This window comes from Streptomyces sp. NPDC102360, from assembly GCF_044766085.1.
Classification (GTDB): Bacteria; Actinomycetota; Actinomycetes; order Streptomycetales; family Streptomycetaceae; genus Streptomyces.
On sequence record NZ_JBIWLG010000006.1, the window covers coordinates 475279 to 495139 of the forward strand.

Consider the following 19861-nt stretch of genomic DNA (forward strand, 5'->3'; position numbering starts at 1 on the left):
GTGGTTGCGCCGGGGGGGGGGGGGCCCCCCCCCCCCCCCGCGGCCGCCCCCGGGCCGGGGGCGGGGGGGGGGGGGGGGGCGCCCCCCCCCCCGCGGCCCCCCCCCCCCGGGGGGCGCGGCCCCCCCGGGGTCCGGGGCGGAGCCCCGTGGCGTCACGACCGGCGCCGTGGTTGCGCCCTGGGGCTCTGCCCCAGACCCCGCGCCTCAAACGCCGGCGGGGCTTGAGTTGGCGCTACCCCGGGATCAGCCCGTCGTCGCTGAGCATGTCGCGGACCTCGGAGAGCGTGGCATCGCCCGCCGGCAGGATCAGCTCCGACGGCTCCAGGGCGTCGTCCGGCAGCGGAGCGCCCAGACGGCGGACCGCGTCCAGGAGAGCGGCGAGCGTACGGCGGAAGCCCGCCTCGTCGCCGCTCTCCATCTCCGCGAGGAGCTCGTCGTCGAGCTTGTTGAGTTCGGTGAAGTGGTCGTCCGCCAACTCCACCTGGCCCTCCCCCATGATCCGGACGATCATGTCGGCCTCCTCAAGGCACTACAGCTCTACAGGCACTACTGCTTGTCGAAACGCGGGGTGTCCTGGGGCTGCGCTTGCGAAGGCTGACCCTGCTCCTGTCCGCCCTCGAGCGCCTGCTGCGACGAGGACGAGCCACCGGACAGCTCCGCCTTCATGCGCTGCAGCTCCAGCTCTACATCCGTACCACCGGAAAGCCGGTCCAGCTCGCTCTGGATGTCGTCCTTGGCGAGGCCGGACGAGTCGTCGAGCGCGCCGGAGGCGAGCAGTTCGTCGATGGCGCCGGCCCGCGCCTGCATCTGGGCGGTCTTGTCCTCGGCGCGCTCGATCGCCATGCCGACGTCGCCCATCTCCTCGGAGATGCCGGAGAACGCCTCGCCGATCCGGGTCTGCGCCTGCGCCGCCGTGTACGTCGCCTTGATCGTTTCCTTCTTGGTGCGGAAGGCGTCGACCTTCGCCTGCAACCGCTGGGCCGCGAGGGTGAGCTTCTCCTCCTCGCCCTGCAGCGTCTGGTGCTGCGTCTCCAGGTCCGTGACCTGCTGCTGGAGCGCGGCACGGCGGGACAGGGCCTCGCGGGCGAGATCCTCCCGGCCGAGCGCGAGCGCCTTGCGGCCCTGGTCCTCGAGCTTGGAGGACTGGGACTGGAGCTGGCCGAGCTGCAGTTCCAGCCGCTTGCGGGACGTCGCCACGTCCGCGACCCCCCTGCGTACCTTCTGGAGCAGCTCCAGCTGCTTCTGGTACGAGTAATCGAGGGTCTCGCGCGGGTCCTCGGCCCGGTCAAGGGCCTTGTTCGCCTTCGCGCGGAAGATCATCCCCATACGCTTCATGACACCGCTCATGGGCTTCGCGCGCCCCCTTCTGACAGATCCAGCGTTGGTCCAGCTCCAGCACTGCGACAGAAACCACAGTACGGGTCCTGCCTCTATTACCGCACTGTTCAGGTACGGATGCGCTCATCCCCGAGGACGACTGCTTCCGGCCCCGATCCGGCGCAAGGAGTAGATGACCCCTGACGGAGGGACGCGGGACGTTGCCGGATCGTTCCCCACTGGCCTGTGGTCGATGCATGACCACCACGTACCCTGGCGATTGTGTTCCGTAGCCGATCAAAGGACGACAAGGCCCAGGCCGCGCAGGCCAAGGTGACCATGTCCAAGCAGCCCCGAGACCCCCAGGCGCCCAAGGGCCGCCCCACGCCGAAGCGCAGCGAGGCCCAGACGCCGCGCCGCAGCGTGGCCAACACCAAGACGTCACCGAAGGAGGCCCGCTCCCGCTCGCGCGACGAGCGCCGCACCGCGATGCAGCGCCAGCGAGAGGCGCTGGCCAACGGCGACGAGCGTTACCTGCCGGCCCGTGACAAGGGTCCGGTGCGCAAGTTCGCGCGCGACTTCGTCGACTCGCGCTTCGCGATCGCCGAGTACTTCCTGCCGATGGCGGTGGTCATCCTCGTCCTGAGCATGATCCGCGTCGGTTCGCTGCAGAACATCGCGCTGCTGTTGTGGCTGTTCGTGATCGTCGCGATCGTGGTCGACTCGGCCGTGACCGGTTTCCGCCTGAAGAAGATCCTCGCGGAGAAGTTCCCGAACGAGCGCCGCAAGGGCGCCGTCGCGTACGCGCTCATGCGCACGCTCCAGATGAAGCGGCTGCGCCTGCCGAAGCCGCAGGTCAAGCGCGGAGAGCGGCCCTGAGCACGGACAGCACGCAGGCCACGGAGGCCTTCGCCGGTGAGGCGGTGCACTCCTGGCTTGACAAGCTCGGCGGGCTTCGCAACATCGTGCGCCAGGAGCTCGTGGCCAGGCAGCTCGACGAGCAGCTGGCCGCGCGGTTCCCCGTCGGTCAGCGGCTGCGGGTGCTCGACGTGGGGATGGGCCAGGGCACGCAGGCCCTGCGCCTGGCCCGCGCCGGGCACAAGGTGACCGGCGTGGAGCAGGACCCGGAGATGGTCGCCGTGGCGGGCCGGACGCTCGCCGCGGAGCCCGAGGGGGTCCGCGACCGGGTCCGGCTCGTGCAGGGCAACGGCATGGACACCGGAGTGCACTTCCTGCCGGGCAGTTTCGACGTCGTGCTCTGTCACGGCGTGCTGATGTACGTCGAGGAGCCCGACGCGCTGCTCGCGGGCCTGGCCCGGATGCTGGCGCCGGGCGGCCTGCTCTCCCTCGTCGTGCGCAACGGGGACGCGCTCGCGATGCGGCCGGGGCTCGCCGGTGACTGGATCGGCGCGCTCGGCGCCTTCGAGTCGACGAAGTACACGAACCGGCTCGGGCTCGACGTGAGGGCCGACCGGCTCGACGCGCTGACGGAGTCCCTCGCGGGGATCGGGGCGCCGTTGCACGCCTGGTACGGGGTGCGGGTCTTCACCGATCAGGCGGCGGATGGCGCGGGGGTGCCGGAGCACGGGGAGCTCCAGACGCTGCTCGCCGCGGAGGAGCGGGCGGGCCGCTCGGACCCGTACCGCCGGGTGGCCGCGCTCTTCCACCTCTGCGGAGTCCGCGGGTAACCCAAGTCAAGCCCCTGCGGCGATTGAGCAGCGGGGTCCGGGGCAGAGCCCCGAGGCGTCACGAACGGCGCCGTGGCTGAGGCCCGGGGCTCTGCCCCAGACCCCGCGCCTCAATCGCCGGCGGGGCTTGATTGGCCCCGCGTCTCACTCGCCGGCGGAGCCCGAATTCGCGTCCTCCGCGTGGAGGCTCATCGGGCCGTAGATGACCTTGTCGTCCTCACGGAGAGTGACCTGGTCGGCACCCCCGTCCGCAAGCTGCTTCCAGTACTCACCGACCCAGGACTCCGCATCCCCCTGCGTGGTGAACTCCTCGGGCTGTACCGCCGGAGACACCTCCGTCCCGTCGGACTTCTCGAACCGCCACGTCCACGCCGCCATGCCAGCCTCCCGGTCTCGGACGTCCGCTGTGCCGCTGTCCCCGGAAGCCTATCCGGGCGCGCGGCGATCAAGGGGGCGCGGGAGGATCTTCCTGTGGAACTGACACTGCTCGGCACCGGCGGCCCCGCTGGGCTGCCCCGCCCCGACTGCCCTTGCGCCGCCTGCGCGACCGCGCTCGGCCGCGACTCCCGTGCCGCGACGGCGGTCCTGATCGACGGGACGCTGCTGCTCGACCTGACGCCGGGAGCCGCGTTCGCCGCGGCCCGTTCGGGGCACAGCCTCGGCGGCGTACGGCAGGTGCTGCTCTCGCATCCGCACGACGGGCCGGCGGTCGAAGTGCCCGCGGGGCTCCCGCAGCCCGGCCGGGTGCCGGACGGCCGGGAGCTGGCGCTCATGAGCGGGCACCGGGTGCGGGCGCTCGCCCTGGACGCACCGGGCACCGGCTACGAGGTGACGGGTCCCGAGGGCGAGCGGCTGCTCTATCTGCCGCCGGGCACCGCGCCCGCGGGATTCGACGATCCGCAGACACGGGCGTCACGGGCGCCGTACGAGATGGTGCTCGCCGATGTCGTCGGCCGCCCCGACGCGCTCGCCCGGCTGCGCTCCGCGGGCGCGATCGGCCCGACCACCGATGTCCTCGCCGTCCATCTGGACCACGACGTCTTTCCGGGCCCGGAGCTCGCGCGGCGGCTCGCGGCCGCGGGCGCGCGGGCCGTGCCCGACGGCACCACCCTGGACGTCGGCACGTACGAGGACGTGCCCGACGTGCCGCGCAGGACGCTGGTGCTCGGCGGGGCGCGGTCCGGGAAGTCGGTGGAGGCCGAGCGGCGCCTGGAGGCGTTCCCCGATGTGCTGTACGTGGCGACCGGCGGGACGCGCGGCGGGGACACGGAGTGGGCGCAGCGGGTGGCCGTGCACCGGGAGCGGCGGCCGGGGTCCTGGCGGACGGCGGAGACCTGCGATCTCGTACCGCTCCTTGAGGATCCGGAGCACACCGGCGACTCGGCCCCGCTGCTCGTCGACTGCCTGTCGCTGTGGCTGACGTACGCGATGGACGAGGTCGGGGCCTGGGACGACGCCGAGTGGGCGGGCGGTGGCGAGAAGGCGCTGCGGGAGAGGGTAGCCGAGCTGGTCGATGCCGTTCGGCGCACGCGGCGTACCGTCGTCGCCGTCTCGAACGAGGTGGGGTCCGGGATCGTGCCCGCCACCGCGTCGGGGCGCCGCTACCGGGACGAACTGGGCCGCCTGAACGCGGCGTTCGCGGCCGAGTGCGAGCACGTGCTGCTCGTCGTCGCGGGTCAGCCGCTCGCGCTGCGCGGCTGACCCGGATCCGCCCTGCCTACGCGTCCGGGTCGCGGCGCGCGATCACCCGGTACGCGTTGGAGAAGCGGGTGCGGCGGGCGAATGGCGCGAGGAGCCGGTCTGCCGCACAGGCGGCGAGGAACGCGGGCGCGACGGCGTACGTCAGGGCCTTGCGCAGGGCACGCTGGGCCCCGCCGGGGGCCTTGGTGCGCCACGGGTCGTCGGCGTCGGGCAGGTGCCGGCCCGCGAACAGGGCGAGGCCGGCCGCGAGGTCCATGGGGACGTGGGGCTCCCTGCGGTCGACGGCGACGACCGTGTAGCCGAGGGCGCGCAGTTCGGCGCGGAGGTTGGCGAGCGGGATCAGGTGCAGGTGCTGCGGCTGGAAGTACGAGATCCACCATTTGCCTAGGAGCTTCGCGAAGCGGCTCTCGGGGTCGGGGAGTTCGATCATCAGATGCCCGCCGGGGCGCAGCACTCGGCGCGCCGCCTTCAGTTCCTCGCGCGGGTCGCGGGAGTGCTCCAGGTAATGGAACATGCTCAACGCGTCGTAGCCGCCCTCGAGTCCGGGGGCGAGCTCGGTGAACAGGCCCTGGTGGGCCCGCTCGACGCGGCCCGCCCTGCGGCCCTCCTCGACGCCTTCGCCGCTGTCGAGGCCGTCGAAGGCCGTGTACGGCAGGACCTCTTGGGCGGCGGCGGGGAAGTGGCCCTGGCCGGTGCCGATGTCGAGCCAGCTCTCCGGTTCGCTGAACGCGGCGAGGGCGCGGGCGCGGGACCGGTCGCGGTGGGCGGAGGTGCGCGCGCGGAAGATCCACTCGGCCTGGTCGGCGTAGCGGCCCTCGCGGAAGTCCCGGTAGTAGAAGTCCAGGCCCTCGGGGGTGAGGCGGGGGTTCTGGAACGAGTGGGCGCAGGACCCGCACTGGACGAGGGTGAAGCTGCCTGGCTTGTGCTGGAGGAGGTCGGTGGTGCGCAGGCGGGTACGGAGGCGGGTGCTGCCGCACCAGGGGCAGTCGGGGCGGCGCGGCTCGTGGAAGCGCTCGGTGCCCTGGGCGAGTTCGCTGAGATAGGCGGGGCGGCGCTCGGCGACGGCCTGGGGGGTGGCGGGGGCGGGGGCGGGGGCGGTCAAGGGAGGCCTCCAGTCATGGTCTGCGTTGCCGCAACAAGCGCGCGATATAAGACAATTCGACGCGAACATGAGCGCAACCGATCATCTACGAGCAGTTCATGACACTCCGGAGGCGACTCACCGGCCGTCGCCACCGTCCGCCGGAAGGACGCACCCATCGGTGGGCCCTGTCATGTCCCGTGACGGACGGTGCAGCTGGGGCCAGACCCCCGCGACGGCCGGTACTGTTCGGCGAATGAGCTCGCTGAACCTCGACGACTTCACCGATCTGATCGAGCGCCCCGACGGCGGGACCCGCCGCGATGCCGAGGAGCGCAGGGCCCGCTTCGCCGTGCCGCCGGGCGCCCTCGGCCGCCTCGACGAACTGGGCGAGTGGCTGAGCGCCGCCCAGGGCGCGGTGCCCGTACGACCGGTCGCGCGGCCGCGCGTGGTCCTCTTCGCGGGCGACCACGGCGTGGCCGGACTCGATGTGTCGAAGCGGGCCGCGGGCAGCGCGGTCGGTCTCGTCCGGGACGTCGTCGAGGGCGCCTCCACGGGCGCGGTGCTCGCGCGCCGGCTCGGCGTCGGCGTGCGGGTCGTCGACCTCTCCCTGGACTGCGAGCCCGACGAGCTGCCCAAGTCCGTCGACGACCGACGTGTGCGGCGCGGCTCGGGGCGCATCGACACCGAGGACGCGCTCACCCTCGAAGAGGCGGAGGCGGCGTTCCGCGCGGGGATGGAGGTCGCCGACGAGGAGGCCGACTCCGGTACGGATCTCGTCGTCCTCGGCGACATCAGCGTCGGCGGTACGACGGCGGCGGCCACGCTGATCGCCGCGCTGTGCGGCACGGACGCGTCCGTCGTCACCGGGCGCGGCGGCGACCCCATCGACGACCTCGCCTGGATGCGCAAGTGCGCGGCGGTCCGGGACGCGCTGCGGCGGGCCCGGCCCGTCCTCGGCGACCAGCTCCAGCTGCTCGCCACGGTGGGCGGCGCGGATCTCGCGGCGGCGACCGGGTTCCTGCTCCAGTGCGCGGTGCGGCGTACGCCTGTGCTTCTCGACGGTGTGGTCTCCGCGGCCTGCGCGCTCGTCGGGCAGCGGGTGGCGTTCCGCGCCCCCGACTGGTGGCTGGCCGCGCATGCCTCCGGCGAACCGGCGCAGGCGAAGGCGCTCGACCGGATGGCCATGGACGTCCTTCTCGACCAGGACGTGCGGGTGGGCGGTGGTACGGGGGCGCTCTTGGCCCTCCCCCTGGTCCAGGCGGCGGCCGCGCTGGCAGCGGAGCTCCCGGAGGCTGCCGCCACGGAACAGCCCGCCTAGGCCGACCGTCCCCCACGCCACGGGGCTCCGCCCCGGACCCCGCGCCTCAATCGCCGGCGGGGCTTGATCCATCAAGCCCCTGCGGCGCTTGAGCAGGCCCGTCCGGCAGGGCTTTCGGGAAGGGGTGGGGTGGGGGAATGGCGGGCGCCAGGTAATCTCCCCCGGTGCCCGCAACGACCTCCCCCGCCTCCCTGCCGGACGGCATACGGTTCGCGTTCGGGACCCTCACCGTCCTCCGCGTGAAGGTCACCCGCTGGGACCGGGAAGCCGCCCGCCTCGGAATGCTCTGCGCCCCGTTCGCCGGCCTGGCCGTCGGTCTCGCCGCGGCCGCGGCCGGCGTGGCGCTGACCTTCCTCGGGGCGAACGCGCTCCTCGCCGCCGTCGCCGCCGTCGCGGTGCCCGCGGCGCTGACCCGCGGGCTGCACCTCGACGGGCTCGCGGACGTCGCGGACGGCCTGGGCAGCGGAAAACCCGCCGACGACGCGCTGCGGATCATGAAGCAGTCGGACATCGGCCCCTTCGGTGTGGTCACGCTCGTCCTGGCCCTGCTGGCCCAAGTCGCTGTCCTGGCCGACCAGTTCGGCCAGTCGTGGTGGCGCGGCGCCCTCGCCGCGACCGTCTCCGCGGTGACCGCGCGCCTCGCCCTGACCTTCGCCTCCCGCACCGGCGTCCCGGCCGCCCGCCCGGAGGGCCTCGGCGCGGCGGTCGCGGAGACGGTGTCGCGGCGGGCGGCGCTGATCGCCGGGGCGGTGGTGGTCGCGGCTGCCGCGGCACTCTCGGTACAGGCCGCCCTGGCCGTCGTACTGGGATGTGCAGCGGCCGAACTCCTCTCCCGCCGCTGCGTCTCCCGCTTCGGCGGCGTAACGGGCGACGTATTCGGCGCCCTGGCCGAGACCGCCGCCACGACGTCCCTGGTGATCCTGGCCCTGGGCCTTTAAGCCTCGCTCTTGGACGAGAGCCAGCGGGGGCAGCGCCCCAGCGGCTGGGCGCACCTGGACGAAGCACCCCAAGAACGACGGGCGTAGGCTCAGCCCCGGGCGGGCCAACTACCCCCCGGCCCCGGCAAAGAAGCCGGCCCCACCGATGAAAGAGGGACCTCACCACCGTGACTGCTCTGACTCTCAGCACCGCCGCCGCGACCGGCCTCCGCGCCGACGCGATCGTCGTCGGCGTCGTCAAGGGCGACAAGGGCCCGGTCGTCGCGCACGGCGCGGAAGCCGTGGACAAGGCGTACGACGGAAAGCTCGGTTCCGTCCTGGAGACCCTCGGCGCCAGTGGCGGCGAGGGCGAGGCGACCAAGCTCCCCGCGCCGTCCGGCTTCAAGGCGCCGATCGTGCTGGCGGTCGGTCTCGGCGGCGAGCCCGAGAAGGGCGGCGCGTACGACAGCGAGACGCTGCGCCGCGCCGCCGGTGTCGCGGCCCGCGCCCTGGCCGGTTCGAAGAAGGCCGCGTTCGCGCTGCCGGTCGACGACGCCGAGGACGCCGGCGCGATCGCGGAGGGCGCCCTGCTCGGCGCGTACTCCTTCGACACCTACAAGGAGGTCTCCGACGACAAGGGGACCCCGAAGAACGGCAAGGCGCCGCTCGCCGAGATCGCGATCCTCGGCGGCAAGGCCCGCGACAAGGCGTACAAGGCGGCGATCGAGCGCGCCGTCGCGGTGGCCGAGGAGCTCAACCGCGCCCGCGACCTGATCAACACCCCGCCGAACGACCTGAACCCGGAGTCCTTCGCCGCCGTCGCCCAGGCCGCGGCCAAGGAGCACGGCATCAAGGTGCAGGTGCTCGACGAGAAGGCCCTGGAGAAGGGCGGCTTCGGCGGCATCCTCGGCGTCGGCGCCGGTTCCGCCTCGGCCCCGCGCCTGGTGAAGCTCTCGTACAAGAGCGCCAAGGCGGGCAAGAACGCGAAGCACCTCGCCTTCGTCGGCAAGGGCATCACCTACGACTCGGGCGGCATCTCGCTGAAGCCGGCCGGTCACAACGAGACGATGAAGTGCGACATGGCCGGCGCCGCCGCCGTGTTCGCCGCCGTCGTCTCCGCCGCCCGCCTGGGCCTCGAGGTCAACGTCACGGGCTGGCTGGCGCTCGCCGAGAACATGCCGTCGGGCTCGGCCACCCGCCCCGGTGACGTGCTGCGCATGTACTCGGGCAAGACGGTCGAGGTGCTCAACACGGACGCCGAGGGCCGCCTCGTGCTCGCCGACGCCATCGCCAAGGCCTCCGAGGAGGCCCCGGACGCGATCGTCGACGTCGCGACGCTGACCGGCGCGATGATGCTCGCGCTCGGCGCCCGCACCTTCGGCATCATGGCCAACGACGACGCCTTCCGCGGCTCGATCCACGAGGCGGCCGAGGAGGTCGGCGAGCCGGCCTGGCCGATGCCGCTCCCGGCCGACCTGCGCAAGGGCATGGACTCGTCGACCGCCGACATCGCGAACATGGGCGAGCGGATGGGCGGCGGCCTGGTCGCGGGCCTGTTCCTCCAGGAGTTCGTCGGCGAGGGCATCACGTGGGCCCACCTCGACATCGCGGGCCCTGCCTTCAACGAGTCGGCCCCGTTCGGCTACACGCCGAAGGGCGGCACGGGTTCCGCGGTCCGCACGCTGGTCCGTCTCGCGGAGCGGACGGCGGCCGGCGACCTCGGCTGAGCGTCGCCGACAGCACGAAACCGCTGAACAGCCCCCGGTGCACGGCACCGGGGGCTGTTCGCTTTGAACGAAATCCGCGCGTTTGTCCCCGCTCGTCACAGCTGTTTCCGGTGTAACAGCCGTCTCACCCCGGAGCCCGACGTCCCGACTCCCGCCGACAAGTGCGAGGATGGGGTACGGCAGGACAGGGCCCTCATCCAGGGCCGAAAGAACGAGCGGCCGAACACACCGCCGCCCGGTCGGCGAAGACCGGCGTACGGCGCACATGCATGGAGGACGTGACGTGGCGAACGACGCCAGCACCGTTTTCGACCTAGTGATCCTCGGCGGCGGTAGCGGCGGTTATGCCGCGGCCCTGCGCGGAGCGCAGCTGGGCCTGGACGTCGCCCTGATCGAGAAGAACAAGCTCGGCGGCACCTGCCTGCACAACGGCTGCATCCCCACGAAGGCTCTGCTGCACGCCGGTGAGATCGCGGACCAGGCGCGCGAGTCCGAGCAGTTCGGTGTCAAGGCCACCTTCGAGGGCATCGACATCGACGCCGTCCACAAGTACAAGGACGACGTGATCTCCGGCCTGTACAAGGGCCTGCAGGGCCTCGTGGCCTCGCGCAAGGTGACGTACATCGAGGGCGAGGGCAAGCTCTCCTCCCCGACGTCCGTGGACGTGGGCGGCCAGCGCGTCCAGGGCCGCCACATTCTTCTCGCGACCGGCTCCGTGCCGAAGTCGCTGCCGGGCCTGGAGATCGACGGCAACCGCATCATCTCCTCGGACCACGCGCTGAAGCTGGACCGCGTCCCGCAGTCCGCGATCGTCCTGGGCGGCGGCGTCATCGGCGTCGAGTTCGCCTCGGCGTGGAAGTCCTTCGGCACCGACGTCACGGTCGTCGAGGGCCTCAAGCACCTCGTCCCGGTCGAGGACGAGAACAGCTCCAAGATCCTGGAGCGCGCCTTCCGCAAGCGCGGCATCAAGTTCAACCTCGGCACCTTCTTCGAGAAGGCCGAGTACACGCAGGACGGCGTCCGCGTGACCCTCGCCGACGGCAAGACCTTCGACGCCGAGGTCCTCCTCGTCGCCATCGGCCGCGGCCCGGTCTCCCAGGGCCTCGGCTACGAGGAGCAGGGCGTGGCCATGGACCGTGGCTTCGTCCTCGTCGACGAGTACATGCAGACCAACGTGGAGACCATCTCGGCCGTCGGTGACCTGGTCCCGACCCTCCAGCTCGCGCACGTCGGCTTCGCCGAGGGCATCCTGGTCGCGGAGCGTCTTGCCGGCCTGAACCCGGTTCCGGTCGACTACGACGGTGTCCCGCGCGTGACCTACTGCCACCCGGAGGTCGCCTCCGTCGGCATCACCGAGGCCAAGGCCAAGGAGATCTACGGTGCGGACAAGGTCGTCGCTCTGAAGTACAACCTTGCGGGCAACGGCAAGTCCAAGATCCTGAAGACCACGGGCGAGATCAAGCTCGTGCAGGTCAAGGACGGTGCCGTGGTCGGCGTCCACATGGTCGGCGACCGCATGGGCGAGCAGGTCGGCGAAGCCCAGCTGATCTACAACTGGGAAGCGCTGCCCGCCGAGGTCGCCCAGCTCGTGCACGCGCACCCGACGCAGAACGAGGCGCTCGGCGAGGCCCACCTGGCCCTCGCGGGCAAGCCGCTGCACTCGCACGACTGAGCCACGCCCCTGTCGCACCTGGGCGCGACGACCACCACCACAGACTTCCGCACTGCGTTGCCGCGCATTGCACATCGTTAAGGAGCAACCGAAACCATGCCGGTTTCCGTATCCCTTCCGGCGCTCGGTGAGAGCGTCACCGAGGGCACTGTCACCCGCTGGCTGAAGGCCGAGGGCGAGCGCGTCGAGGTCGACGAGCCGCTGCTGGAGGTGTCGACCGACAAGGTCGACACCGAGATCCCCTCGCCCGCCGCCGGCGTGCTCGCCTCCATCAAGGTCGCCGAGGACGAGACCGTCGAGGTCGGCGCCGAGCTGGCCGTCATCGACGACGGCTCGGGTGCCCCGGCCGAGCAGCCCGCCCCGGCCGCCGCCGAGGCCCCGGCCGCCGAGCCCGCCCCGGCCCAGGAGGCTCCGGCCCCCGCCGCCGAGCCGGCCCCCGCTGCCGCCCCCGCCGCCCCGGCCGGTGGCGCCTCCGGTACCGACGTCGTGCTGCCCGCGCTGGGCGAGTCGGTCACCGAGGGCACCGTCACCCGCTGGCTGAAGGAGGTCGGCGAGGAGGTCGCGGAGGACGAGCCGCTGCTCGAGGTCTCGACCGACAAGGTCGACACCGAGATCCCCTCCCCCGTCGCCGGTGTTCTCCTGGAGATCTCCGTCGCCGAGGACGAGACCGCCGAGGTCGGCGCCAAGCTCGCCGTCATCGGCGCCCCCGGTGCCGCCCCGGCCGCCGCCGAGACCCCGGCCCCGGCCGCCCCGGCCGCTGCTCCGGCTCCGGCTCCGGCGGCCGAGCCCGCTCCGGCCCCGGCCGCCCCCGCGGCTCCGGCCGCACCCGCCGCCCCGGCTGCTCCGGCCCCCGCGCCGGCCGCCCCGGCTCCGGCTCCCGTCGCCCCGGCCGCTCCGGCCACCCCCGCCGCGCCGGTCACCCCGGCCGACGAGGGCGCCTACGTGACCCCGCTGGTGCGCAAGCTCGCCTCCGAGCACGGCGTCGACCTGTCCACGGTCAAGGGCACCGGCGTCGGTGGCCGCATCCGCAAGCAGGACGTCACCGCCGCCGCCGAGGCCGCCAAGGCCCAGGCCCCCGCCGCTGCCGCCCCGGCCGCCGCCGCGCCGAAGGCCCCGGCCCTGGAGGCCTCGCCGCTGCGCGGCCAGACGGTCAAGCTGCCGCGCATCCGCAAGGCCATCGCGGACAACATGCACAAGGCACTCCAGGAGCAGGCCCAGCTGTCCTCGGTCATCGAGGTCGACATCACCAAGCTGATGAAGCTGCGCAACAAGGCCAAGACCGGCTTCGCCGCCCGCGAGGGCGTCAAGCTCTCCCCGATGCCGTTCTTCGTCAAGGCCGCCGTCCAGGCGCTGAAGGCCCACCCGGTCATCAACGCCCGCCTGAACTACGACGAGGGCACCATCACCTACTTCGACTCCGAGAACGTCGGCATCGCCGTCGACTCGGAGAAGGGCCTGATGACCCCGGTCATCAAGGGCGCCGGTGACCTCAACATCGCGGGCATCGCCAAGAAGACCGCCGAGCTGGCCGACAAGGTCCGCACGAACAAGATCGCCCCGGACGACCTGTCCGGCGCGACCTTCACGATCTCCAACACGGGATCGCGCGGCGCCCTCTTCGACACCGTCATCGTCCCGCCGAACCAGGTCGCCATCCTGGGCATCGGCGCCACGGTCAAGCGCCCGGTCGTCATCTCCGACCCGGAGCTCGGCGACACCATCGCCGTCCGTGACATGACGTACGTGACGCTCTCCTACGACCACCGTCTGGTGGACGGCGCGGACGCCGCCCGCTACCTGACGACGGTCAAGCAGATCCTCGAGGCCGGCGAGTTCACCGCCGAGCTGGGTCTGTAAAGACAGCAGGTGTACGACGGCGCCCCCGACCGGAAGCCTCCGGTCGGGGGCGCCGTCGTACGCGCGCGTGCGTAGCCGCACGCCCGGGCGGGCACCCCCTTCTGTAGCCCGCCCCGACAAACGCTCTCTGTAACCGGCATCACCCGTCGCATGCGCGGCCGTACCCCGTCCGGCCAGGGCAGCGGCCGTATTGTCTAAGGGTCCCCGCCGACCCACCGGGTCCACCCTGCCAAGGAGCCCCCATGACCGCGCCCGTCGTCCACTCGCTTCGCGATCAGATCCGCGAGCACATCGTCGAGGGGATCGTCAGCGGCCGCTGGAAGCCGGGCGAGCGCATCGTGGAGCGCCGGATCGCGACCGAGCTGGAGGTCTCCCAGACCCCGGTGCGGGAGGCGCTGCGGGAGCTGGAGTCGCTGCGGCTCATCGAGTCGGCGCCGAACAAGGGCGTGCGCGTACGGAACCTCTCCGCGGCGGACCTGGAGGAGTCCTACCCCGTCAGGGCGGGCCTGGAGGCCATCGCGGCGGAGCTTGCGGCCGGCCACCTCGCCGACGACTGCTCGACCCTTGAGCCCCACGTAGAGGCGCTCTACAGGGCGGACCAGGAGGCCGACGGGACCGCCCAGGTGCGGCACACGGTCGCCTTCCACCGGGCGCTGGTGCGTGCGGCGGACAATTCGGTGCTCCTGCACACGTGGGAGGGGCTCGGCATCGAGGTCTTCACCGCGCTGTCCATCCGCTGGCTGGGCACCGTGCAGCAGTCGTACGCGGAGGAGCACGCCGATCTCGTCGCCGCGTTCCGGCGGCGTGATCCCGAGATCGCGGCCTTGGTGAAGGCCCACGTACTGGGGTGTGCGCCGCGCGCATGAAAGGTCACCGTCCGCTTCTCTGACCAGGCACTCCGTGCCAAGTTCGAGCCCCCAGCACAGACACCCTGTGCCGACTTTCTTGATCTGAAGAAGTTTTGGGGGTGAATCCTTTGATCGATCATCGATCAGGGAGTTACAGTCCCGGATGGGTCCCTACCGGGATCTCGCCCTGTCCTGCCAAAGACAAGGGCACCCCCACCCCACCCCCTTCGACTCAGGAAGGCGTGCGGCGACTATGACCGACCCCATGCGCATCCAGCCGAGCGAGCTCGACCAGCTCCCGGACCGTGACCCCGAGGAGACCGCCGAATGGCGGGCCTCCCTGGACGCCGTCACCAAGGCGGCCGGGCCACACCGTGCCGCGTACCTGATGCGGCGCACCCTGGAAGGCGCCGAAGCGGGCGGCCTGGCGCTGCCGAAGCTTCTTGAGACGGGCTACCTCAACTCCATCCCCACCGCCGCCGAGCCGGAGTTCCCCGGCGACGAGGAGATGGAAGCCAGGATCACCGCGTACAACCGCTGGAACGCGGCCGCGATGGTGACCCGTGGCTCGAAACACGGCGTCGGCGGCCACATCGCCACGTTCGCCTCGGCAGCCTGGCTGTACGAGACCGGCTTCAACCACTTCTTCCGCGGCAAGGAGGGCGACGGCTCGGGCGACCAGCTCTACATCCAGGGCCACGCCTCGCCCGGCATCTACGCCCGCGCGTTCCTCGACGGCCGCCTCTCCGAGCAGCAGCTCGACAACTTCCGCCGCGAGGCGGGTGGCAACGGCCTGCCGTCGTACCCGCACCCGCGTCGTCTCCCCTGGCTGTGGGAGTTCCCGACGGTGTCCATGGGCCTCGGCCCGCTGTCCGCGATCTACCAGGCGCGGTTCAACCGCTACCTGACGGCCCGCAACATCAAGGACACCTCGAACTCGCACGTCTGGGCGTTCCTCGGCGACGGCGAGATGGACGAGCCCGAGTCGACCTCGGCGCTCACGCTCGCCGCCCGCGAGGGTCTGGACAATCTGACCTTCGTCATCAACTGCAACCTGCAGCGCCTGGACGGCCCGGTCCGCCCGAACTTCCGTGTGGTGCAGGAGCTGGAGGCCCAGTTCCTCGGCTCCGGCTGGAACGTCATCAAGTCCATGTGGGGCAACGCCTGGGACGAGCTCTTCCAGCTCGACACCACCGGCGCCCTGCTTCGCCGCCTGCGCGAGGTCCCGGACGCCCAGTTCCAGACGTACCAGACCCGCGACGTCGCCTACATCCGTGAGAACTTCTTCGGCACCGACCCGGCGCTCATCGAGCTCGCCAAGGTCCTGTCCGACGACAAGATCTCCGAGTGCTTCCACACCTCGCGCGGTGGCCACGAGCCCCGCAAGGTGTACGCGGCGTACAAGGCGGCCGTCGAGCACAAGGGCAAGCCGACCGTGATCCTCACCCAGACGGTGAAGGGCTTCACGCTCGGCAAGGGCTTCGAGTCCAAGAACGCCAACCACCAGATGAAGAAGCTGACGATCGACGAGTTCAAGGACATGCGTGACCTCCTTGACCTGCCGATCCCGGACAGCCACTTCGAGGACGGCGTCGTCCCGTACGCGCGTCCCGCGGAGGACTCCCCCGAGCTGCGCTACCTCTCCGAGCGTCGCGCCGCCCTGGGCGGCCCCGCCCCGGCCCGTCGTACGCAGCCGCTCGCGCCGCTGCCCGCGCCGGCCGACAAGGCGTTCGCCTCGTTCGACAAGGGCTCCGGCACGCAGTCGGTCGCCTCGACGATGGCGCTCGTACGCCTCCTGAAGGACCTCGTACGGGACAAGACGTCCGGCAAGCGCTGGGTGCCGATCATCCCCGACGAGGCGCGCACCTTCGGCATGGAGTCGCTGTTCCCGTCGCTCGGTCTGTACTCGCCCAAGGGCCAGACGTACGACCCGGTCGACCGCGACCAGCTCATGTACTACAAGGAGTCCGAGTCCGGCCAGATCCTCAACGAGGGGATCAACGAGGCCGGTTCGCTCGCGGACTTCATCGCCGCCGCCACGTCGTACTCGACGCACGGCGAGCAGATGATCCCGCTGTACATCTTCTACTCGATGTTCGGCTGGCAGCGCACCGGCGACCAGTTCTGGCAGCTCGGCGACCAGATGGGCCGCGGCTTCGTCGTCGGCGCCACGGCGGGCCGCACGACGCTCACCGGTGAGGGCCTGCAGCACGCGGACGGCCACTCGCCGATGATCGCGGCCACCAACCCGGCGGCCCTCTCCTACGACCCGGCGTTCGCCTACGAGATCGCGGTCATCATGAAGGAGGGCCTGCGCCGGATGTACGGCGAGGCCAAGCCGGGCGAGGACCAGGACGTCTTCTACTACCTGACGGTCTACAACGAGCCGATGCCGCAGCCGGCCAAGCCGGCCGTGGACGGTCTCGACGAGCAGATCATCAAGGGCCTCTACCGCTTCAACACCGCGGAGACCGCCGGTCTCTCGCCGGCCGCGAACGCCCCGCGCACCAACCTCATCGGTTCCGGTACGGCGATCCACTGGGCGCTCAAGGCGCAGCAGCTGCTCGCCGAGGACTTCGGCGTGGCCGCCGACGTGTGGTCCGCGACGTCCTGGACGGAGCTGCGCCGCGAGGCCCTCGACGCCGACGAGGCGCTGCTGAACGGCGAGGAGCGGGTGCCGTATCTCCGCCAGGCGCTTGCCGGCGCCGAGGGTCCGGTCCTGGCCGTCTCCGACTACATGCGCCAGGTCCCCGACCAGATCGCGCAGTGGGTCGAGCAGGACTACACCTCGCTCGGTGCGGACGGCTTCGGCCTCTCCGACACCCGCGAGGACGCCCGCCGCCACTTCGGCGTCGACGCCGAGTCGATCGTCGTCGCGGCCCTCGCCCAGCTCGCCCGCCGCGGCGAGGTCAAGGCGACGGCCGTGAAGGAGGCGCGCGAGCGCTACGGCCTGTAAGGCCTCCTAGGCAGGTACGCGTGCGTGCCCCGTCCCGATTGCCGGGGCGGGGCACGCGTGCGTGAATGGACGCGTTCGATCCCGGGGGCCGTTCGCGCTGTGGGAGGCGCACCTCGATGAGGAGAGGCGTACTTCTGTGAAGATCTCCAAGACTCCCTCCGCGCCCTGCTGGGCCGATCTGTCGACAACCGACCCGGAGGCGGCCCGGTACTTCTACGAGGCGCTGTTCGGCTGGCGCACGCGGTCGTCCGACGACCCCACGGTGGGCGGGCACGGCACGTTCTCGCTCGACAGCCCGGACGGGCCGAAGGTGGCAGGAGTCGGCCCGGTGCCGCGCCCCGGACAGCCCGCCGCCTGGTTGCCGTACTTCCAGTCCAGCGGCATCGACGCGGTCACCGCGCGCGTCAGCGGCAACGGCGGCCGGGTCGTCTCCGGCCCGATCGGCGTCCTCGAAGAGGGCAGGCTCGCGATCTGCCAGGACCCGGCGGGCGCGGCGTTCGGCCTGTGGGAGCCGCGGGAGCACGCCGGGTTCGAGGTGGTGAACGTGCCGAGCAGTTTCTGCTGGTTCGAGCTGCTCACCCGGGACGGCGCGGGCGCCGTCGACTTCTACCAGTCGGTGCTCGGCTGGGGCACCGAGCGGAACGGCGCCTACACGAACTGGACCGTCGCCGACGAGGCGTTCGGCGGCATGGTCGACATGTCGACCGGCGAGTTCCCTCCCGAGGTGCCCTCGTACTGGAATCTGTACGTGGCCGTGGACGATCCCGACGCGGTGGCCGAGCGCTGCGTGGAGCTGTCGGGGCAGGTCCTGGTGCAGCCCACGACGATCGAGCCGGGACGGTTCGCGATGCTCGCGGACCCGCAGGGCGCGGCGTTCTCCGTGATGCGCTTCGCTGCTTGAGCGGGGTCTGTTGTCAGTGGGGCGGTTCATGATGACGGTATGCGTGCTGCCCGCCTGATCAAGATGGTGCTGTTGCTCCAGTCCCGGCCGTCCATGACCGCGGCCGAGCTGGCGCGCGAGCTCGAGGTGTCCGAGCGGACGGTGACGCGGGACGCGCAGGCGCTCATCGAGGCCGGGGTCCCGGTGTACGCGGACCGGGGGCGGGCCGGTGGGTACCGGCTGATCGGCGGGTACCGGACGCGGCTCACGGGGCTCGCGCGCGGCGAGGCGGAGGCGCTGTTCCTGTCGGGGGTGCCGGGGGCGCTGCGCGAGATGGGCCTGGAGGACGCGGCGTCGGCGGCGCATCTGAAGGTGTCGGCGGCCCTGCTGCCCTCCGTGCGGGACGCGTCGCGGACGGCGGCGCAGCGGTTCCATCTGGACGCGCCCGGCTGGTTCCGGGAGCCGCAGACGCCCGAGCTGCTGCCCGCGATCGCGGAGGCGGTGTGGGCGGACCGGGTGGTGCGGGTCCGCTACCGCCGCACGTCGCGCGGGCAGGCGGAGGACGTGGAGCGGGATCTTGAGCCGTACGGGCTCGTGCTCAAGGCGGGCGTCTGGTACCTGGCCGCGGCGGTGCGCGGGGCCGAAGGCTCCCCGGATGACGCCTTCCGGGTGTACCGGGTCGACCGGTTCACGGCCGTGGAGCCGGGCGAGGAGCGGTTCGGGCGGGCCGAGGGGGAGGACGCGTTCGACCTGCCCGCGTTCTGGGAGGAGCGGGCAGCGCAGTTCGAGCGGGCGCTGCTGCGGTCGGAGGTCGTCGTGCGGCTCACGCCCTCCGGGGTACGTCAACTGCCGTACACCACCGATCCGGTGTCCGCGCGCGAGGCCCTGGAGTCGGCGGCGGAGGCGGACGCCGAGGGGCGGGTCGCGGTGACACTGCCGGTCGAGTCGGAGGACGTGGCGTACACGCAGCTCATGGCGCTGGGGCCGGAGGCGGAGGTGGTGGCTCCGGAGGCGCTGCGGGAGCGGTTCGCGCTGGCCGCGCGGCGGATGCGGGGGTGGTACGGCTGACGGGGGCCGGGCCGCGGGAGGGACACCCGGGCGTGCCGTCGGCATGTGCATGCATAACGAAGTGGAGCAGCTCCCGCGCTCGGCGTGCGCCCCATCGGTACAGGGCCGATGCTGGTCCCGTGATGGACGAGACCGAGTTCTGGGAGATCGTGGACAGTACGCGTGAGGCCGCGGGCGGCGACCCCGAGGACCACGCCGAGCTGCTCGTCGAGCGGCTGCTGCGGTCCGATCCGGACTTCGTGCTCGACTTCGCCCGGCACTTCGAGTCCCGGTACAACCGGGCGTACCGCTGGGACCTTTGGGGTGCGGCGTGGGTGCTGCTCGACGGGGCGAGCGACGACGCCTTCGACTACTTCCGGTGCTGGCTGATCGGTCAGGGCCGGGAGACGTTCGAGGGGGCGCTGCACGATCCGGACTCGCTGGCGGAGCTTCTGGACGAGTTCGACGACGAGGTCGACGGGGACGGTGAGGAGATCGGCTACGCGGCGGACGAGGCGTACGAACAGCTGACCGGGGTGGTCGCCCCCGACCTTGGCCTCGCCCCCGCGCCCCCGGAGCCGGAGGGCACACCTCTGGACTTCGAGGACGACGGGGTGATGTCCCGGACGTACCCGCGTCTGACGGCCCGCTTCGGCTAGCTGCGGCACCGGGGCGGGGCCACTGATCTCCCCCACCCCGCCCCTTCCCGAAAGTCCTGCCGGACGGGCCTGCTCAATCGCCGCAGGGGCTTGAAATTTCAAGCCCCTGCGGCGATTGAGCAGCGGGGTCCGGGGCAGAGCCCCGAGGCGTCGGAACGGCCGGCCTCACGCCGCCCGGATCGCCTGGTCC

Annotated in this window: 17 protein-coding genes; 13 read left to right on the forward strand and 4 right to left on the reverse strand. The window is 72.1% G+C overall.

Annotation, left to right across the window (positions count from 1 at the left end; genetic code table 11):
* Window positions 1-232: 232 nt before the first annotated feature.
* Window positions 233-511, reverse strand: coding sequence for a hypothetical protein (locus ACIRHA_RS25555; RefSeq protein ID WP_403850029.1), 279 nt, complete (start codon window positions 509-511; stop codon window positions 233-235).
* A 35-nt stretch (window positions 512-546) separates the two neighbouring features.
* Entirely contained in the window at window positions 547-1347 is an 801-nt protein-coding gene (locus tag ACIRHA_RS25560; RefSeq protein WP_403850032.1) for a PspA/IM30 family protein, read from the reverse strand.
* 252 nt (window positions 1348-1599) lie between these two features.
* Between ACIRHA_RS25560 and ACIRHA_RS25565 the strand changes: the two genes are divergently transcribed.
* Complete coding sequence (locus ACIRHA_RS25565) at window positions 1600-2196, forward strand: DUF3043 domain-containing protein (RefSeq protein WP_403850035.1); 597 nt, start codon at window positions 1600-1602, stop codon at window positions 2194-2196.
* A 101-nt stretch (window positions 2197-2297) separates the two neighbouring features.
* Window positions 2298-3005, forward strand: coding sequence for a class I SAM-dependent methyltransferase (locus ACIRHA_RS25570; protein WP_403850165.1), 708 nt, complete (start codon window positions 2298-2300; stop codon window positions 3003-3005).
* Between the two features lie 144 nt (window positions 3006-3149).
* Here ACIRHA_RS25570 and ACIRHA_RS25575 read toward each other — a convergent pair whose 3' ends face one another.
* On the reverse strand, window positions 3150-3383 hold the full coding sequence (locus tag ACIRHA_RS25575) for a hypothetical protein (protein WP_403850038.1): 234 nt from the start codon (window positions 3381-3383) through the stop codon (window positions 3150-3152).
* Window positions 3384-3476: 93 nt separating this feature from the next.
* Between ACIRHA_RS25575 and ACIRHA_RS25580 the strand changes: the two genes are divergently transcribed.
* Window positions 3477-4706: a bifunctional adenosylcobinamide kinase/adenosylcobinamide-phosphate guanylyltransferase gene (locus ACIRHA_RS25580; protein ID WP_403850040.1), complete on the forward strand. Its 1230-nt coding sequence runs from the start codon at window positions 3477-3479 to the stop codon at window positions 4704-4706.
* Between the two features lie 16 nt (window positions 4707-4722).
* Here the strand turns inward: ACIRHA_RS25580 and ACIRHA_RS25585 are convergent, their stop codons facing one another.
* On the reverse strand, window positions 4723-5808 hold the full coding sequence (locus tag ACIRHA_RS25585) for a class I SAM-dependent methyltransferase (RefSeq protein WP_403850043.1): 1086 nt from the start codon (window positions 5806-5808) through the stop codon (window positions 4723-4725).
* Between the two features lie 235 nt (window positions 5809-6043).
* Between ACIRHA_RS25585 and ACIRHA_RS25590 the strand changes: the two genes are divergently transcribed.
* The 10 genes from ACIRHA_RS25590 (at window position 6044) to ACIRHA_RS25635 (ending at window position 19671) form a co-directional block, all read left to right on the forward strand.
* On the forward strand, window positions 6044-7108 hold the full coding sequence (locus ACIRHA_RS25590) for a nicotinate-nucleotide--dimethylbenzimidazole phosphoribosyltransferase (protein ID WP_403850046.1): 1065 nt from the start codon (window positions 6044-6046) through the stop codon (window positions 7106-7108).
* Window positions 7109-7272: 164 nt separating this feature from the next.
* Entirely contained in the window at window positions 7273-8046 is a 774-nt protein-coding gene (locus ACIRHA_RS25595) for an adenosylcobinamide-GDP ribazoletransferase (protein ID WP_403850049.1), read from the forward strand.
* A gap of 167 nt (window positions 8047-8213) precedes the next feature.
* The gene (locus ACIRHA_RS25600; RefSeq protein WP_403850052.1) at window positions 8214-9752 is read left to right on the forward strand and encodes a leucyl aminopeptidase; all 1539 of its coding nucleotides are present in this window, start codon (window positions 8214-8216) and stop codon (window positions 9750-9752) included.
* Between the two features lie 283 nt (window positions 9753-10035).
* A complete protein-coding gene (lpdA, locus tag ACIRHA_RS25605) occupies window positions 10036-11424 on the forward strand; it encodes a dihydrolipoyl dehydrogenase (protein ID WP_403850054.1) in 1389 nt (462 codons plus the stop codon).
* 96 nt (window positions 11425-11520) lie between these two features.
* Entirely contained in the window at window positions 11521-13281 is a 1761-nt protein-coding gene (gene sucB / locus ACIRHA_RS25610; protein WP_403850057.1) for a 2-oxoglutarate dehydrogenase, E2 component, dihydrolipoamide succinyltransferase, read from the forward strand.
* Between the two features lie 242 nt (window positions 13282-13523).
* A complete protein-coding gene (locus ACIRHA_RS25615; protein WP_403850060.1) occupies window positions 13524-14147 on the forward strand; it encodes a GntR family transcriptional regulator in 624 nt (207 codons plus the stop codon).
* Between the two features lie 235 nt (window positions 14148-14382).
* Window positions 14383-17085, forward strand: coding sequence for a pyruvate dehydrogenase (acetyl-transferring), homodimeric type (gene aceE / locus ACIRHA_RS25620; protein ID WP_403850062.1), 2703 nt, complete (start codon window positions 14383-14385; stop codon window positions 17083-17085).
* A gap of 136 nt (window positions 17086-17221) precedes the next feature.
* Window positions 17222-17986, forward strand: a complete 765-nt coding sequence (locus tag ACIRHA_RS25625; RefSeq protein WP_403850065.1) for a VOC family protein — start codon at window positions 17222-17224, stop codon at window positions 17984-17986.
* Between the two features lie 39 nt (window positions 17987-18025).
* Window positions 18026-19033 carry a helix-turn-helix transcriptional regulator gene (locus tag ACIRHA_RS25630; protein WP_403850068.1) on the forward strand — a complete coding sequence of 336 codons (1008 nt, stop codon included), beginning with the start codon at window positions 18026-18028 and terminating at the stop codon, window positions 19031-19033.
* A gap of 122 nt (window positions 19034-19155) precedes the next feature.
* Window positions 19156-19671: a DUF4240 domain-containing protein gene (locus ACIRHA_RS25635; protein WP_403850168.1), complete on the forward strand. Its 516-nt coding sequence runs from the start codon at window positions 19156-19158 to the stop codon at window positions 19669-19671.
* The last annotated feature ends 190 nt before the right edge of the window (window positions 19672-19861 follow it).